Raw genomic sequence first — 17,247 nt, 5'->3', positions numbered from 1 at the left:
TTATTTTAATGGCTCTGTGAGTAAACCAACTTGTGTTAAACCTGCTTCTTGCAAACTTGCCATAAGTGATACAACTTCGCCGTAAGGGCGTGTCTTATCACCATTGACCAATACGGTTAGTTGTTTGTTGTCTTGTTCAGCTTGCTTTTGAGCGTAATTTAAAATTTCTTCTAATTCACTCAATGATAGTGGCTGATTTTTATCATGCTTTTGAAACTCTAGATATAGTAGTCCATCGCCGCGTAAAGTAACAATTGGTGGTCTATCTTCTGATTCGATAGGATGATTATTTGCTTGCGGCAAATCTACTTTAATTCCACTGGTGATCATTGGTGCCGTAACCATGAAAATAACAAGGAGCACCAACATGACGTCAATATAAGGAACGACGTTCATATCACTTTTAAGTGGTTTTTTGATACGTTCAAAACGTCCTGAGCGCTGAATTGCCATTATGCATCTTCCTGTGTCGTTCCAATTGACTGACGTTGTAGAAGAGCAACCATTTCTTCTGCAAATAATGCGCGATCAGAATAGATAGATTCGCCTTTTGCAGTGAAATGGTTAAATGCAAGTACTGCTGGAATTGCTGCAAAAAGACCAATTGCGGTTGCGATTAAAGCTTCTGCAATACCAGGGGCAACAGTGGCTAAAGTCACTTGATCAACGGCTGCCAGGCCGATAAAGGCATTCATAATGCCCCAAACCGTTCCAAACAAACCGATATAAGGAGCTACTGAACCGATACTTGCGAGAGCACCCAAGCCTTGTTCTAAACCACCTTGATCGCGGCTTAAACCAACACGGAGGATACGTTCAGTACCTTCAATGGTTTGGTTAGTATCAGCTTTACGTTTTTGGAGTTTGAAAAACTCACCTAAACCTTGATAGAAGATATCTTCTAAACCACGACGTTTAGAGTTGAGTTGAGCATTGTTATATAACGTATTTAATTCGGCACCTGACCAGAACATTTTTTGAAAATGTTCATCCTCTTGACCTGCTTTCTTGAAACCCATATGCAATTTGGCAATTAAATACCAGCTATAAATGGATGCGAGTAATAAGATCAGCATAACCAGTTGTACAACAGGGCTTGCTTGTAAAATCAAATCAGAAATATGCAGGGAAGATTCTAGGTTAGTTGCCATAAGTTGCTGTGCCGAAAGTTTATTTTTAGTCCTGTGCTAATTCTTTTTGAATCAGATCACGAATTTCCTCAGGTAGTCTACGTGGCATTAATTCTTTATTCAAACATGCCAACGTTACCTCACCTGAAGCCAGCAAGATTTCACCACGATAAATATTTTGTTGCAACACAAATGATGCTGCTTTACACGAAATAACACGTGCTGTAACGGTAATTAAATCATCCATTAATATTGGGCGTACATATTTGACTTGAATTTGATGAACAACGAAGTTGTAGTCTTGTTGATGCCAGTAGTGATCAACACCTGCTGCGCGTAGCCATTCAGTACGTGCACGCTCCATGAAGCGGATATGGTTGGCATGGTAAACAATACCGCCTGCATCAGTGTCTTCGATATAAACGCGAATATTGAACTCAAAATGATTTGCCATCTCTTTTACCTATTGGTTTCGTACTGGGAGCAATGAAGGAATGATAAGATCTCGATGAGACTAAAGAAATAGTAATAAATAACATATTCTTGGTGCTGATAAAAAAGCCCTAACAAGTAGGGCTTCTTCAAAAAGAAATAAATAATCTTTACTCTAAGTCAGACCATTCAATCGTTTTAGGATATCCGGCCACTGTGATTCCATCGGCATAAGCTCGAATGAGCGCTTTATAATTGCTCGTATTCGAAATCTTAATTGAATTTTTCACATTATTCGTATCTTCAATTACGATATCTGCTGAATTAGGGTAGAAAGCAATTTTATCATTAATGTTTTCAAATCTAATATCACTTTTGAAATTCACAGAGAAGATTTTGTTGTCTGGATTTCCTTCGACATTTCCTTGACTAGTTACTGTCAGATTATTTACGTTGAGTTGATAGTTGTTAGCAATCAGTTGGTTCGATTCTTTTGTTTCGTTATCAAATACATTAAAAGTCATTTTTTTAATTTGATATTGAGCATTGTTATAACTGTATTTGCTGATAATACTGCCATTATAAGTAATAGTATCATTATTTGATGGCGTGATTTTGAAGTTTTTTAGCGTAGTCTCATAACGGCCTGAATCTGTATAAAGTGTTTCTTTACTGTTTACTGATCCAGAAATAGTTATAACTCGTAACTGTGTAATGATGCTATCGTCATTGGCATAATCTAGAAATGAGCATTTATTAAATGTAATGCTCTTATCGCTATTTTTTGTATAAGATCCATCCGAACATTTAAAGTTATTATTAGCATAAATACCGTAATAGAGACTTTCAGCAAACTCAGTACCGATTAATAAGATGTTGTTTTGATCTTGAGATAAATTTGTTATTGGTTCATAAATTGATTCAATTGTCTCTGCTTTGGTGTAGTCTACTTTTTCTTTGCTTTGAAAAGAGTTTTCATTATTGTTGCTATCACTCCCACCACCGCAAGCTGTTAATAATACAATGCTACTATAAAATGTTGTTGTTAATAACTTATTTTTCATTTCGACCCTTAATAAAATAATGAAGCAATTAGAATAATCTGTATATTATTTTAATTGCTTCATTATAGAAAGTATTTTATTAAGAATGTTTTTATATTATTCAGGGGGAGTCATACCAAATTGTAAATAAGCCATATTAGTAGCAATACGACCACGGGCCGTACGCATCACATAACCTTGTTGAATGAGATAAGGTTCGATGACATCTTCTAATGTACCGCTATCTTCAGCCATCGCTGCTGCTAAAGCTTCAACACCTGTCGGGCGACCCTCAAAACGCTCAAGTAACATACTCAGATAGCGTCGATCTAAGGTATCTAAACCCATTTTGTCAACATTGAGCATATCTAAAGCGCGTTGAGCCATGTCTTGTGTCACTTCACCAGTGCCTTTAACTTGGGCATAGTCGCGGACACGACGGAGTAGGCGATTGGCAATACGTGGTGTACCACGTGAGCGACGTGCAATTTCCATTGAACCATCATGAGTAATAGGTACATCCATGAGGTTTGCCGAACGTGTGACAATGTGAGTTAAATCTTCGACAGAATAAAACTCTAAACGTTGTACGATCCCAAAACGATCACGTAAAGGTGAGGTGAGTAGACCTGCACGAGTCGTTGCTGCAACGAGTGTAAATGGCGGTAAATCGAGCTTAATTGAGCGAGCCGCTGGGCCTTCGCCGATCATGATGTCGAGCTGATAGTCTTCCATTGCGGGATAGAGAATTTCTTCAATCACAGGTGAAAGACGATGAATTTCATCAATAAACAGCACATCACCTTCTTCTAAATTGGTCAGCATGGCTGCTAAATCACCAGCACGCTCTAAGACAGGGCCAGAAGTTGATTTAAGATTTCCACCCATTTCACGTGCGATAATATTTGCGAGTGTCGTTTTACCTAAACCTGGTGGGCCAAAGATCAATGTATGATCCAGCGCTTCGCCACGACCACGAGCTGCACCGATGAAGATTTCCATTTGCTCACGAACGATAGGCTGACCAATATAATCAGCCAATGACGTCGGGCGAATGGCACGATCAAAATGATCTTCGGGTTTTTCTGTTCCACTAATAAGACGATCTTGCATAAAGTTACTTCATCATTGATTTAAGCGCAGCACGAATAATATCGGCAGATTCAGTATGATCTGCTTTTACGGCAGCAACCGCTTTTTGTGCTTCCGCAGGTTTATAGCCTAAAGATTGTAAAGCGGCTTCAGCTTCAGCAACAGGTGAATTTGCCATAAATTGTATTTGAGTTGCAGTGGTATTTGTTGTGCTGCTTGTGGTTTGAGCCAATGCTTTGAAACGATCTCGTAGCTCAATCATTAAACGTTCAGCTGTTTTTTTACCAACACCCGGAACTTTAACGAGTGTATTAAGATCATCGTGCTCAATCGTATGGATGAGTAGTTCTACACTTAATGTTGATAGAATTCCTAATGCCATTTTTGGCCCAACACCATTCACTTTGAGTAGTGTACGGAAAATAGTTTTCTCTTGCGAATCAATAAAACCGTAAAGTTGTTGAGCATCTTCCCGAACAACTAAATGCGTCCATAGCGTGACTTTCTGTCCTTTTTGTAATTGGCAAAATGTCGAAAGAGGTGTGTCGATTTCATAACCCACACCATTTACATTGAGTAATACTGTTGGGGCTTCTAAGGCAAACACTTCGCCAATTAAACATCCGATCATCGAGTCTTTCACTTATTTGTTAATGGTTGAATAGTAGATGCCATTTGTTCTAAACGCAAAATGGCTTTTAGAATTTCTTTTCGATTTCGACTAGATTTTACCCAAGCAGGTAGACGTGAGAAATAACTACGATTGTAGTTAGGAAGTTTACGTTCTCTTAGCTCAGCTTGTATAAAACTTTTTAATATTCCTAAATGTGTTGGGTTATAAGCACAGATTTGACCTTGCCGAACAGCAATATTTAAAAATAATGAATATGAATAATAGGGATCAAAGCCAACTTTAGAATAACTGACCTTCCTTAAAATATAGACAGAGTCATCAAACTTATTTTCTCGTAGGCAAAAATTACAACTTACAGTTATTTGTCTTGGAATAAGTGATTTACGAGCATATTGCTGAAGGTATTTGTATTTTCCTTGCTTGCATATTGTACATTTTTTATTGATTTCGACTTCACATGCACCACTCCATTCAGTCATATTTTGATTCAAATTAAAGTGATAACTCATGTAGTCATAACTTTGGATACGAATATGCTGTAACGCTTTGCGATAGGTACACTGAGTACAAAAGACCTTTACAGGTTCTGATTCTCGATCCTTTATTTCGATAATTTTTGCAAGCTTCTGACAAGATGGACAATGTACCCAGATTTCAGGTTTGAGAAGAGATAGGCTATAAACTCCTTGATCAATAAATCTATCCATTAGAAGAATCCAACTTTATTGCCTTGTAGCTCTTGTGCCAAACTATACGCTTGGTGGTCAGAAAACTTACTAATAATATCTAAGACTTGCATAATATTATTATAATGGTTGTTTTGCAGATTTACGCCCGAATGTTGCAAAATTGACATTAATCGCTGTTCTTTAAAGCTTAATGTCTTATGTGGCATCGTTAATGGCACAAAAGCATCTAAAATTGTTTGCAAACTTTGATGAGCAATAATCTCCAAACCAGATTTTTGTGGATGCTCAAAAATTCGATCACGCGCAAGATTTTTTGCTGTTTGAATACCTGCTTCAATATCGGGTGAGCAATATTGTAGAAGGCTACCTTTAAGCTGACCTGTGATGATCTCATAATGATGCTTTGCAAAAGCGGTTGTGACTTCATCGACTAAGCGTTTCATTACACGCCCACGTAAAGCTGCGATTTTTTGTTGCCATGTGGTATGCGGTAAATGCAGTTCTTCAGGTGTTCCATAATCTGCAATTAGATTAAGAAAAATTGGTTCAACTTCTGCATAATTCAACATATTCAGAATGATGCCATCTTCTAAATCAATCAGTGCATAGCAAATATCATCAGCTGCTTCTAATAGGTAGGTGAGTGGATGACGACAATAATGATAGTCACCAAGCTGAATCAAACCGAGTTGTTCCGCAAGCTGTTTTAAGATTTCTTTTTCAGATTGGTAACATCCAAACTTTGCACGTTGATGTGATGGCGTATCACCTTGTTCATCAATCGTTTTTGAAAGCCATGGATATTTTAAGTAAGCGCCAAGTGTTGCACAGGTCAGTCGCATACCACCATCATCGGGGTGATAGTCAATTCGACTGAGTAAACGAAGACCTTGTGCATTACCTTCAAACTGACGCACGTCGGCTTCTTCTTCTGGCGTAAGTTTTGTTAAAAAATCTCGATGTGACGCATCATCAAACCATTCACGGATGGCATATTCGCCAGCGTGACCAAAGGGAGGATTGCCAATATCATGTGCTAAGCAAGCCGCTTGGATAATCGCGCCAACATCAGCAGGTGAAATCCACATCGGTAATTCATCTTTGATTTTTTCGGCTGCGAGCATACCCAATGAGCGTCCAATACAAGAGACTTCAAGCGAATGGGTAAGGCGAGTATGAATACCATCATGCTGTGTAAGCGGGTGAACCTGTGTTTTTCTATTCAGTTGTCGAAAGCTTTGGGAAAAAATAATTCTGTCATAATCTTTATGGAAAGGGCTTCGAGCCAATTCTGTACTGCTTTTTTTACTACCTAAACGAATTGCAGAAAGCAACTCTAACCAACGCATTTGTTCCATTTATCATTATTCAAACTAAGTTCAATGCATCATGCCAAAAAAAAGATTAAAGCACTAGCGTAGTGTGACATAGTTTGTCTTATTAATGTTTAAGGATTGAAAATACAATAAAAGGCGTTACTTGAAATGAGGATCAGATAAATAAATTATACGTCGATTAAGATGCATAAATATAAAGGTTGAAATAATCATGCATCCTTAATGAATGAAGTAAATGAATTGTTACGAATAAAGTAAAACAGATAAAGCTAATAGAAATTAGACCATTTGAGGTAGAAAACTCTGTTTTTTAAGATGGATATGTCTAGCTGAAATGAGCCTTTCACAGTAGAATATGCGCTCTCTCATAAGTCACATTGTGGTAGGTTCGTCAGACCCGCCCGTGGAGCCAAAGTCAACATGTTTATCGTGGCCGGTGCAGCAGCACATTCTTCTTTTAAGAAAACTCAACTCTTAAACCGTTTAGCGTCAATGAGTTCTGTTCAATCTTTTGACAGCCAGTGGGTTTATTTGTTTGATCAAGCGCTCAACGAGCAGCAACATCAATCGGCATTACAACTTTTAAACGATGGTCAATCTTTCGAGCTTCGCCAAGCTGCAAGTGATGAAATCCAGATTTTAGTCACCCCGCGTGTAGGAACAATTTCTCCGTGGTCGTCTAAAGCAACGGATATTTTCCAAAACTGTAATACGCCAATTCACCGTTTAGAGCGTGGTCTGTTATTTACACTGAAAGGTGTGAAAGAGATTTCGAACGAAGTGAAATTGGCCTTACATGACCGTATGACAGAGAGTGTTTTTGCTCAAATTGATGATGCAAAAGCTCTATTCTTAGAAACAGCGCCGAAGCCATTAAACACAATTGATATTTTGGGTCAAGGTAAAGAAGCATTAGTTAAAGCCAACAATGAGTTTGGCTTTGCTTTATCTGAGCAAGAAATTGATTACTTAACCGAAGCATTTACCAAGCTGGGTCGTAATCCAAATGACATCGAGTTGATGATGTTTGCACAAGCAAACTCTGAACACTGTCGTCATAAAATCTTTGGTTCAGAATGGACAATTGATGGTGAAAAACAACCGTTATCATTGTTCCAAATGATTAAAAATACCTATAAAGAGTCTCCAACAGATGTATTGTCCGCATATAAAGACAATGCGTCTGTGATCGTGGGTTATGACACGATGCGTTTTTATCCGAAAGCGGATGAAAATGGTCACTTTGTTTATAAATATAAGAGTCAAGCTGCTCACATTTTAATGAAGGTTGAAACACACAACCATCCAACAGCAATTGCTCCATTTGCTGGTGCTGCAACAGGTTCGGGCGGTGAAATCCGTGATGAAGGTGCAACGGGTCGTGGTGGTAAACCAAAAGCAGGTTTAACGGGCTTTACTGTATCAAACTTGAATATTCCGGGTTTTGAACAACCTTGGGAAGAAAACTATGGCAAACCTTCACGTATGGCATCGCCATTACAGATTATGATTGAAGGTCCATTGGGTGGCGCTGCGTTTAACAACGAATTCGGTCGTCCAGCATTGAATGGTTATTTCCGTACTTTCGAACAGAATGTAAATGGTGAAGTCAAAGGCTTCCATAAGCCAATCATGATTGCTGGTGGTTACGGTAACATTCGTCCTGACCATGTTGAAAAAGATGCGATCCAACCGGGTGACTTGCTCATTGTATTGGGCGGCCCTGCAATGTTGATCGGTCTTGGCGGTGGTGCAGCATCTTCTGTAGACAGCGGTACCATGGGCGAGAGCTTAGACTTTGCTTCAGTACAACGTGAAAATCCAGAAATGGAACGTCGTTGCCAAGAAGTGATCGACACGTGCTGGCGTTTAGAAGACTTTAACCCAATCGTATCTGTACATGACGTTGGTGCGGGTGGTCTATCTAATGCCATGCCTGAACTTGTGAATGATCATGAGTTAGGTGCAGTATTAAACCTTCGTAAGATTCCATCTTTAGAGCCAGGCATGAGCCCGATGGAAATCTGGTCAAACGAAGCGCAAGAACGTTATGTGTTAGCGATTCGCCCAGAATCTTTAGAACAGTTTGAAGAAATCTGTGCACGTGAGCGCTGTCCGTTTGCAGTACTCGGTGAAGCGACTGAAGCGCGTCATTTAACCGTTGAAGATCCATTGTTTGAAAACAATGCGGTCGATATCCCAATGCAAGTGATGTTGGGTGGTACGCCACGTATGCAACGTTCATATGAAACGATTGAGCGTACAGGTAATGACTTTGACGTAGCAAAAGTTGATTTGAAAGATGCGATTTTCCGCGTATTAAAGAACCCAACAGTGGCTTCTAAATCATTTTTGATCACCATTGGCGACCGTTCAATTACTGGTATGGTTGCGCGCGATCAAATGGTTGGTCGTTGGCAGGTGCCTGTTGCTGATGCAGCAGTAACCACCACAAGTTTGCAAGGCTTCACGGGTGAAGCAATGGCGATGGGCGAACGTCCACCAGTTGCTTTGTTAAATCCAGCTGCATCTGCGCGTTTAGCGGTTGCTGAAGCGATTACTAACATTGCCTGTGCCAACATTGAACAAATCAGCGATATCAAACTTTCTGCAAACTGGATGGCTGCTGCTGGTCAAAAAGGTGAAGACCAAGCCTTGTTTGAAGGTGTGAAAGCGATTGGTATGGAAATGTGTCCTGCATTAGGCATCGCAATTCCAGTCGGTAAAGACTCACTTTCAATGCGTACAACTTGGAATGATGGCGAAGACAAAGCCGTGACCTCACCAATGACAGGTGTGATCACTGCGTTTGCACCTGTTTTAGATGTACGTAAAACCTTAACGCCTGAATTGAAAAACTTGGAAGACTCTGTACTTGTACGTATTGATTTGTCAAAAGGGCAGTTCCGTTTAGGTGGTTCAATCCTTGCACAAGTGTATAAAGCGATTGGTTCGGTGACACCTGATGTCGATAGTTTTGATGACTTCAGAGCATTCTTTGCCTTGATTCAAGACTGGAACAATCGTGGTTTAATCAAAGCTTACCACGACATTGGTGATGGTGGTTTATTAGCAACTGTTGCCGAGATGATGTTTGCATCACGCTTAGGTGTAGCATTAGAAAATCAATCAACAGAAAGCTTATTTGCTGAAGAAATTGGTGCAGTACTGCAAATTACTGCTGCTGATTGGGCACAGTTAGAAGTTGAAGTTGCAGCATCAAGCCTGAAAGATGCAATTGCTGTTGTTGGTCGTGTAAATACAACAGATCAATTGGTTGTAAATGGTTTAACGCTTGAGCGCGCTGAATTACAACAAGCTTGGGCTGAAGTCTCTCATCAAATCCAACGTTTACGTGACAATGCTGAAACAGCTGATCAAGAGTTTGCTTTGATTGCAGATAAAAACCATAAAGGTTTAATTGCACAAGCAACTTATGACTTGAATGAGCCTGTTGAAGCACCGTTTATTAATACACGTCGTCCAAACATGGCAATCTTGCGCGAGCAAGGTGTTAATGGTCATGTGGAAATGGCGGCTGCATTTGACAAAGTGGGCTTCAATACCATCGACGTACACATGAGTGACTTGCTTGCAGGTCGTGTCAGCTTGAGCGACTTTGAAGGTTTAGTCGCTTGTGGTGGCTTCTCATACGGTGACGTAATGGGTGCTGGCGGTGGCTGGGCGAAATCTGTATTGTTCAATGCAAAATTGCGTGATCAATTTGAACAATTTTTCCATCGTGAAAATACATTCAGCTTAGGCGTATGTAATGGCTGTCAAATGATGTCTCAACTTGCACCACTGATTCCAGGTGCAGAGCATTGGGGGCGTTTCCATCGTAACATGTCAGAAGTTTTTGAAGCGCGTGCAGTGAACGTTCGCGTAGAAAAATCAGTTTCTGTATTGCTTGAAGATATGCAAGGTTCGATTTTACCAATCGCGGTTGCGCATGGTGAAGGTCGTTTGGTTGCAACTGAACAGCAAATTGCTGCTTTAAATGCAGAGAATCAAGTGATCTTGCGTTATGTGGATAGCTTGGGTAATCCAACTCAGCACTATCCATTGAACCCGAATGGTTCACCTGAGGCGATTACAGGTCAAACTTCTAAAGATGGTCGTGCAACAGTGATGATGCCGCATCCAGAGCGTAACTTCCGTGCCTTACAACATTCATGGAAGCCTGAAGATTGGGCTGAAGATGGTGCATGGTTACGTATGTTCCGCAACGCACGTAAATTTATTGGTTAATTAAACAACCGATGATTGAAAATGCCACTTTTTTAGTGGCATTTTTTTTGGCAAGTTGTCGATTTTGCAGAAGAATAAACTACATAAGTGTATTAAATTTAAATTATTGATAATAAAAGTTATTTTATTTAATTTTGTTTTATTGTGGTATTCTCATGTGTAAGAGGGGAACCACACTATGAAAAAAATATTAATATTATCTGTACTATTAACTGGATGCTCAACGACCTATCAACCACACTCATTGATTGGTCAAAATGGCTTTGCTGAAACTGAATTATCTCAGAATCACTATAAAGTAACGTTTAAAGGCAATGAGAAGACTTCACAAAAACAAGCCAATGATTTTGCAATGTTACGAGCTTCAGAGTTGATGATTGCGAAAGGTTGTTTGAATTTTAAAGTGCTTAATTCGTTAAACGAAATGATCAGCAGTGTGGTATTTCCACAAACAAATGCGATTAACCCTTTTTCAAGTGCAATCGAAAGTCGTATTCATGGTAATACAAATACTTTTGGACAATATCACGAGCCAAAATCTACTGTAGAAGTGAGTTGTTCTGCTGCAAGTGGCAAGCAGCAAAGTGAGATATATGTCTCAGCTGCGATCAATCAAGAGATTAAGAAAAAATATGACATTGCTGGGCAATAGATCAGAACTAAACTATCTAAAATTTAAACTTTGATTTGTTTGAATCATCTATGTAGCCAATTTAATCTAATCAGTTAAATTGGCTTATTTTGTTGATATGAATTATGAAAAAAGTTGTTCCTATTGTTTTAAGACGTCAGAAACAACAGTTGGATATATTGGTTTTTAAACATCCACTCGCAGGTATTCAGCTTGTAAAAGGGACAATTGAAAAAGATGAACATCATCAAAATGCAGCTATTCGTGAATTATTTGAGGAATCGGGACTGATCGCTGAGCCGAATCCAAATTTTATTGGAAACTTTCAAATTAAATTTAACCAGCAAAATTGGTATTTCTATTTATGTAAGGTAAGCGCAGATTTAGCTGAAACTTGGACACATCACTGTCAGGATGGTGGCGGTTTAGATTTTGAGTTTTTTTGGTTTCCTTTATATCAACAGCCAAATGATAATTGGCATGTAATGTTTCAAGAGGCCCTAGGTTTTATTAAGGAACAACAAGATTTATTCTAATATCCTATAGTCCATCTTCTCTTGGTGAAAGCCAATCTCTATATTTATCCATTAAAGCTTGCCTTTTTGCATCGTCAAAAATAATAAAATCAATACCGCCATCATAAGGTACAACGATAATGTTCTGGTCAAAAGAAATCATAAAAGCCCTTAATTCATCGTCAGCGATTTTTTTCAATAAGTCATTATGTTCACTAGCTTGCCAAGTTACTTTTACAGAGCATGGTCTAAAGTAGTGATCTTTATCTTCTCCATCATAATATTCAGGATTTGCTTGGGTTAAGTTGATTTCCTGCTCTAAATGAAATTTGTAGGGAAGTATAAAGGCTGGATCATAGGCTTTATTGTTACGGGAACGGCTAAAATAGTGACCTGAAACTATAAAGATAGAGGTATTTTCCCTAAAACAGTCTGTAATAATTTCATTTTGTCGATTTAATAACAATTCATATTCGGCAGGCGTATCCGCATACCTTTTTGATTCGGGCAGGCTATGGATTCTAAACCAAGACAGTTGAAAGTATTGAACTAGATAATGAGAAATTGGGAGTTTGTTAGGATAGAACTGATCCCATTGAGATTGAAATGAGTTGCTCATATTTTGAAATCGAAGAATTTAGTAATATATTATGAATATAACTTGGCATAACTGATTTAAGAAGTATGGCTTCAGATCAATTTTGCTTTTAAAAACTGGTTCAATTTTTGCTTTCTCAATAATGATTATAAAACTCGGAGAACAATATGATGAAACATGAGAATCATATAAGGACAGCGTATACCAAAGATAAAGGCTGGTTCTGGTTTAGCTTAACAGTCATAATCCAAGTGATGTTTATCGTGGTAAGTTACCTTGTGATGAATATTTCACTTTGATTTTTCGTCATTTTTGAGCTTATGATTTGATGATCATATAAAGATTAACATCATTAAAACTATGCTAAAGCTTATTTATTACGTACCTGAATCACATTTAGAGTCAACCAAACTTGCTATTTTTGAAGCGGGTGCTGGTGGTATTGGCAATTATGAACACTGTGCTTGGCAAGTGAAAGGAATAGGGCAATTTAAGCCTATTAAAGGTGCAAATCCTTTTCTTGGGAAATTAGATGAACTTGAACAACTTGAAGAATGGCGGGTTGAAACCATTGTCCCAAAAGATAAAGCTAGTACTGTCGCCAAAGCATTAAAGGCAAGCCATCCTTATGAAGAGCCTGCCTTTGAATTTATCCAAATATTAGATATTGAATAATTATACTTTTTGAATGAATAAATCACGATCAAAACGATATTGTGGGAAGAATACGCCGTCTTTGGCACGTTCACCCGCACCAATCACCATCACAGGGTATTGTTGATCATTCAATTTTAAGATTTTACGAACCAAAGGCTCATCAAAACCTTCCATCATACAGCTATCAAAACCATAAGCACGTAGAGCCAAGACTAAGTTTTCACAAGCGAGCGCAGTAGTTTTGGTTGCCCATAGTTTCGCATCAGCAGCATTAAAAGCTGTAACAGGAAGCTGTTTATCCAGTGTCCTCACAACTTTGAAAGCCACTTTTTTAAAGTTACCTAAGGCATTGAAATAGCCTGTCTTATAATTGTATGGAATAAAACGATAATATTTTTGAACAGCAGGTGGTGCTTCAGGAAAAGGGAACTCGCTGATATTACGTTTTGCCATTTCATCCAGACGATCTGTACGTGCAACACAGACAATCAATTCTGAGGCAGTTTTCGCAGCAAGTTGGTTTAGACACGCTTTAACAAGTTGCTTTTTCTTACTCGGGTTTTGAACGACATAAAATGTCCAAGGTTGTAAGTTGGATGAGTTTGGTGCAAGTAGCGCCAAATCTAAACATTCATCTAAAACTTCATTTGGAATCGGTTTGTCGGTGAATTTACGCACAGAACGTCTGCTTTCAACCACCTTGCGGAAGTTGGCAATATCGATGTCTTGTGGGGCAGGTTCATAATAGCGCTTTTTTTCAACTTGATTTTGATCTGACATGAGTTTGGTATTTTCCTAAAACTTTTATATTCATATTGGGACGTTCAATAAAAAAAACCACCTCGATTTTGCAATGAAGTGGTTTCGTTTTATTAATGAGTTATTGTCTCATTAATTGAACTGAGAAAAGTCAGGTTTACGTTTTTGCATAAATGCTTGCACAGCTTCCATCATTTCAGGTGAGCGAACACGTTGCATAAAGATTTCTGCTTCGTCATCTACACAAGCGATGATTTCAGCCAAGTCTTTTTTCATGAGCGCTTTGCTTTTTTTTAATGATGCTAAAGGTAATGCCGCTAGATGTTGTGCAGTTTGTTGAGCAGTTGCATAAACGTCTTCAACTACATCATTGACAAGATTTGCCTTAACCGCTGTTGCAGCATCAAATTTTTTCGCTGTGAATAGTAATTCGGCCGCTTTTTGATAACCAGCTTGCTTCACTAATAAACGGCTTGCTGCGCCTTCAGGAGAAAGACCAAGACTGACAAATGGAATTTGGAACAGGGCAGTATTGTCTGCAAAGACGATATCAGCATGTAATAAAATCGTTACTCCAATACCAATTGCAACACCTTTCACAGCAATAATGAGAGGTTTAGAGAAACGAGCTGCTGCTTTTAATAGGACAAATGGAGGTTGGTCACCTGCTTTGCCTTCGTATGGTTTTTGCATGAAGCCCATAAAGTCTTTCATATCATTACCCGCGGTAAAGTCTTGTTCTGCACCACGGAAAATTACGACACGGACTTCTTTGCTGGCATCAGCTTCATCTAATGCTTGAGCGATCCAAAGATACAATTCGCCGTAAAGCGCATTCTTTGCTTCTGAACGGTTAATGGCTAAGGTGAGTACGCCATCTTCTAAATTTGCTTGCAAATGTTGATGAGGTTGTTGAATACAGCTAAGTGTCATCGTACTATCCTTGCTTTAATCCAGATTGATTTTTTAAGTGCTCTCATTATGTCGCATATTTACTGAATATAGTGCAACTGATGAGTTCACAAAAAGTGAAATTAAGCCTATGTACACATTTGACTATCTTGTTTTTATTGGACGCTTTCAGCCATTTCATTTGGCACATCTGCAAACCATTGAAATTGCACTACAACAAAGTCAATTTGTGATTTTAGCGCTCGGTTCAGCTCAGCCCGAGAGAAATATTAAGAATCCATTTTTAGCGATAGAACGTGAGCAAATGATTCTTTCGAACTTCTCTGAACAGGATCAGAAACGGATTCGTTTTGTGCATGTTGTTGATGTTTATAATGATCAAAAGTGGGTGAAGCAAGTTAAAGATTTGGTTAATAGCGTCATTCAGCCCGATGCAAAAGTAGGCTTGATTGGTCATTTTAAAGATGAATCATCTTATTACCTGAGTCTATTTCCTGAATGGGAAATGGTGGAGTTGGATAGCTTAAAAGGGGCAATCTCGGCGACACCGATGCGAGAGGCGTATTATCGTGGTGATATTCAAAAGGAATATTTTCCTCAAGGAACGATTAAATTCCTGAGTGAATTTAAAAAGACGAATGTCTATGCGGAATTGCAACGAAAATATTTTGCTGAAGATAAAAGCAATTTAACCTAATCATTTTACGGCTTTAACGCTTCGATTAGGAAATCAATGAAAACACGGATATGAAAAGACTCGTGTTTTTTTGATGGATAAAGCAAAGAAAATGGGCGAGATGCGTCAGAAAAATCAGTCAATACTTCTATTAGCGCACCACTTTCGAGTTCTTTTTCCACTATAAATCGATAAGTTTGTAATAGGCCTGCATTGTGCTTAGCTAATGTCACCGTGCCTAAAATATCATCTAAACAACGAAGTTTAGCGTTGGTCATATATTCGATGGTCTGATGGTTGATGTTGAAAAGCCACGGTACATTTTTACCCGTGCTTGGTAGCACAAACTGAATGCATTGATGATGTTGTAAATCTTCAAGCTGTTGTGGTGTACCGAATCGTTTTAAATATGTTGGTGATGCAACCACGATAAGCTCTGCTTGTTCTAGCTTACGTGCAATCAAATTTGAATCGGCAAATTGTCTACCGCGAATCGCCAAGTCAAAACCTTCTGCAATGAAATCTACATTCTTATTGGTCAATTGAACATCAATTTCAATTGCTGGGTATTGCTGTGTAAATTTAGCCAATAAGGGCAAAATTCGATAATGCCCATAAGGTGTTGGCACACTGATGCGAATCAGTCCTGTAGGTTGTTGATTTTGATTTTTGAGATGCTGTTCTGCTTCTAAAATTTGATTCAGTGCTTGTTTACATTCCTCAAAATAGGTTTTTCCTTGTGTGGTCAATCGGACTTGGCGTGTAGTTCGAATAAAAAGTGGCGTGGTTAAACGTTTTTCTAATCGAGCAATTGAACGACTCACGGCCGCGGGGCTAACGCCTGCATGTAATGCGGCTTTGGAAAAACTTTCATATTCAGCAACTAAGCAAAAAAGTTCCACACTGCTAAACATCATTCTTTTGAGTTGTGTCATTGATTACACCATGTAAAAAATGATTTGATTTGTATGCTATTTAAGCACATTAATGTAAATAATAAGATGGCTTTATCTCAAATGATGGAGTGATTTTATGAAACTTTTTTATTCACCAAATGCATGTTCTTTAGCGCCTCATATTGTTTTAAGAGAACTTGGTATTCCTTTTGAATTGGTCAAAGTCGACTTACAGCAACACCTGACTACATCCGGCGAAGATTTTTATCAGTTAAATTCGAAAGGGCAAGTTCCACTCTTACAGCTTGATGATGGTCAGTTGTTAACTGAAGGGGCGATCATTAGTCAATTTTTAGTTGATCAAGCAAAGCGTGATGATTTGCTACCAAAAATCAATACATTGCCACGTTATCAAGTCTTGGCATGGATGAACTTTATTGCCTCTGAAATTCATAAAGCGTATTCACCATTTTTCCATGAATCTTATGGTGAGCGGACAAAAGCACTATTTACTGAAATTCTAAACCAACATTATGCATGGATCGATCAACAACTCACTGGGCGGCTTTATCTAACAGGAAATGACTTGAGCATTGCAGATATTTATCTATTTGTGGTGACAAGATGGGCTGGATTTATTGGTTTAGAGCTTACGCATTTTAAGTATTTAACCAGTTTTATGCAGCGTGTTGCTAACCGAAAAACGGTTCAAGATGCAATCATGGCGGAAACTGAATAATAAAAATCATCACAAGGAAAATGAAATGCCTTATATTTTAATTCAGATCACTAAAGAAAATGTTTCACAACAGCAAAAGCAGCAGTTGATTCAAGAAGCAACAGAGTTGGTTGTTCGTGTACTCGATAAAGATCCTGCCACTACCTTTGTCGTGATCGATGAGGTTGATACAGATAATTGGGGGGTTGCAGGGGAGTTGGTTACGACCTTACGGCAGAAACAAGCACAATGTACAGTTCATCAAGTTGAGTAAAAA

20 protein-coding genes are annotated in these 17,247 nt (G+C 38.6%); 8 read left to right on the top strand and 12 right to left on the bottom strand.

What is annotated here, in order from left to right:
• The 8 genes from tolR to ACF8D3_RS14140 all read right to left on the bottom strand — a co-directional run bounded on the left by tolR (position 1) and on the right by ACF8D3_RS14140 (position 6,378).
• Positions 1-453 (bottom strand): protein TolR, encoded by a 453-nt coding sequence (gene tolR / locus ACF8D3_RS14175; protein WP_392472007.1) that lies wholly within the window; start codon positions 451-453, stop codon positions 1-3.
• A complete protein-coding gene (gene tolQ, locus ACF8D3_RS14170) occupies positions 453-1,151 on the bottom strand; it encodes a protein TolQ (protein WP_023014274.1) in 699 nt (232 codons plus the stop codon). The genes tolR and tolQ overlap by 1 nt, the downstream gene beginning before the upstream one ends.
• Before the next feature lie 25 nt (positions 1,152-1,176).
• Positions 1,177-1,584 (bottom strand): tol-pal system-associated acyl-CoA thioesterase, encoded by a 408-nt coding sequence (gene ybgC / locus ACF8D3_RS14165; RefSeq protein WP_004878485.1) that lies wholly within the window; start codon positions 1,582-1,584, stop codon positions 1,177-1,179.
• Positions 1,585-1,732: 148 nt separating this feature from the next.
• On the bottom strand, positions 1,733-2,626 hold the full coding sequence (locus tag ACF8D3_RS14160; protein ID WP_019384035.1) for a hypothetical protein: 894 nt from the start codon (positions 2,624-2,626) through the stop codon (positions 1,733-1,735).
• 96 nt (positions 2,627-2,722) lie between these two features.
• Positions 2,723-3,718, bottom strand: a complete 996-nt coding sequence (gene ruvB / locus ACF8D3_RS14155; protein ID WP_007481508.1) for a Holliday junction branch migration DNA helicase RuvB — start codon at positions 3,716-3,718, stop codon at positions 2,723-2,725.
• A gap of 4 nt (positions 3,719-3,722) precedes the next feature.
• Positions 3,723-4,328 (bottom strand): Holliday junction branch migration protein RuvA, encoded by a 606-nt coding sequence (ruvA, locus tag ACF8D3_RS14150; RefSeq protein ID WP_004878488.1) that lies wholly within the window; start codon positions 4,326-4,328, stop codon positions 3,723-3,725.
• Between the two features lie 8 nt (positions 4,329-4,336).
• Entirely contained in the window at positions 4,337-5,038 is a 702-nt protein-coding gene (locus tag ACF8D3_RS14145) for a hypothetical protein (RefSeq protein WP_392472004.1), read from the bottom strand.
• Positions 5,038-6,378, bottom strand: a complete 1,341-nt coding sequence (locus ACF8D3_RS14140; protein WP_004878490.1) for a deoxyguanosinetriphosphate triphosphohydrolase — start codon at positions 6,376-6,378, stop codon at positions 5,038-5,040. Before ACF8D3_RS14140 ends, ACF8D3_RS14145 begins: the two co-directional genes overlap by 1 nt.
• A gap of 399 nt (positions 6,379-6,777) precedes the next feature.
• Here ACF8D3_RS14140 and purL point away from each other — a divergent pair, with 399 nt between their 5' ends.
• The 3 genes from purL (at position 6,778) to ACF8D3_RS14125 (ending at position 11,775) form a co-directional block, all read left to right on the top strand.
• Entirely contained in the window at positions 6,778-10,608 is a 3,831-nt protein-coding gene (purL, locus tag ACF8D3_RS14135; RefSeq protein WP_392472002.1) for a phosphoribosylformylglycinamidine synthase, read from the top strand.
• Positions 10,609-10,786: 178 nt separating this feature from the next.
• Positions 10,787-11,260 carry a CC0125/CC1285 family lipoprotein gene (locus ACF8D3_RS14130; protein WP_392472000.1) on the top strand — a complete coding sequence of 158 codons (474 nt, stop codon included), beginning with the start codon at positions 10,787-10,789 and terminating at the stop codon, positions 11,258-11,260.
• Positions 11,261-11,364: 104 nt separating this feature from the next.
• Entirely contained in the window at positions 11,365-11,775 is a 411-nt protein-coding gene (locus ACF8D3_RS14125) for an NUDIX domain-containing protein (RefSeq protein WP_061518198.1), read from the top strand.
• A gap of 4 nt (positions 11,776-11,779) precedes the next feature.
• Here ACF8D3_RS14125 and ACF8D3_RS14120 read toward each other — a convergent pair whose 3' ends face one another.
• The gene (locus ACF8D3_RS14120) at positions 11,780-12,373 is read right to left on the bottom strand and encodes a hypothetical protein (RefSeq protein WP_392471998.1); all 594 of its coding nucleotides are present in this window, start codon (positions 12,371-12,373) and stop codon (positions 11,780-11,782) included.
• Positions 12,374-12,519: 146 nt separating this feature from the next.
• Between ACF8D3_RS14120 and ACF8D3_RS14115 the strand changes: the two genes are divergently transcribed.
• Positions 12,520-12,651: a KGW motif small protein gene (locus ACF8D3_RS14115; protein WP_252152115.1), complete on the top strand. Its 132-nt coding sequence runs from the start codon at positions 12,520-12,522 to the stop codon at positions 12,649-12,651.
• Between the two features lie 61 nt (positions 12,652-12,712).
• Positions 12,713-13,027: an NGG1p interacting factor NIF3 gene (locus ACF8D3_RS14110; RefSeq protein ID WP_392471996.1), complete on the top strand. Its 315-nt coding sequence runs from the start codon at positions 12,713-12,715 to the stop codon at positions 13,025-13,027.
• On the opposite strand, the gene ACF8D3_RS14105 is transcribed toward ACF8D3_RS14110, so the two are convergent.
• Both ACF8D3_RS14105 and ACF8D3_RS14100 read right to left on the bottom strand, forming a co-directional pair.
• Positions 13,028-13,789, bottom strand: coding sequence for a nitroreductase family protein (locus ACF8D3_RS14105; RefSeq protein WP_392471995.1), 762 nt, complete (start codon positions 13,787-13,789; stop codon positions 13,028-13,030).
• 111 nt (positions 13,790-13,900) lie between these two features.
• Complete coding sequence (locus tag ACF8D3_RS14100) at positions 13,901-14,701, bottom strand: enoyl-CoA hydratase-related protein (protein ID WP_392471993.1); 801 nt, start codon at positions 14,699-14,701, stop codon at positions 13,901-13,903.
• 109 nt (positions 14,702-14,810) lie between these two features.
• Between ACF8D3_RS14100 and ACF8D3_RS14095 the strand changes: the two genes are divergently transcribed.
• Positions 14,811-15,377 (top strand): nicotinate-nicotinamide nucleotide adenylyltransferase, encoded by a 567-nt coding sequence (locus ACF8D3_RS14095; protein ID WP_392471991.1) that lies wholly within the window; start codon positions 14,811-14,813, stop codon positions 15,375-15,377.
• Between the two features lie 5 nt (positions 15,378-15,382).
• Here ACF8D3_RS14095 and ACF8D3_RS14090 read toward each other — a convergent pair whose 3' ends face one another.
• The gene (locus tag ACF8D3_RS14090) at positions 15,383-16,291 is read right to left on the bottom strand and encodes a LysR family transcriptional regulator (protein ID WP_392471989.1); all 909 of its coding nucleotides are present in this window, start codon (positions 16,289-16,291) and stop codon (positions 15,383-15,385) included.
• Between the two features lie 97 nt (positions 16,292-16,388).
• On the opposite strand from ACF8D3_RS14090, the gene gstA reads away from it, so the two are divergent.
• Both gstA and ACF8D3_RS14080 read left to right on the top strand, forming a co-directional pair.
• On the top strand, positions 16,389-16,991 hold the full coding sequence (gene gstA, locus ACF8D3_RS14085) for a glutathione transferase GstA (protein ID WP_019384047.1): 603 nt from the start codon (positions 16,389-16,391) through the stop codon (positions 16,989-16,991).
• A gap of 25 nt (positions 16,992-17,016) precedes the next feature.
• Positions 17,017-17,244 (top strand): 2-hydroxymuconate tautomerase family protein, encoded by a 228-nt coding sequence (locus ACF8D3_RS14080; RefSeq protein WP_392471986.1) that lies wholly within the window; start codon positions 17,017-17,019, stop codon positions 17,242-17,244.
• Positions 17,245-17,247 lie beyond the last annotated feature (3 nt).

Source organism: Acinetobacter sp. YQ_14 (assembly GCF_043102985.1).
GTDB lineage: Bacteria > Pseudomonadota > Gammaproteobacteria > Pseudomonadales > Moraxellaceae > Acinetobacter > Acinetobacter venetianus.
This window is presented reverse-complemented; position numbering and strand designations above follow the sequence as displayed.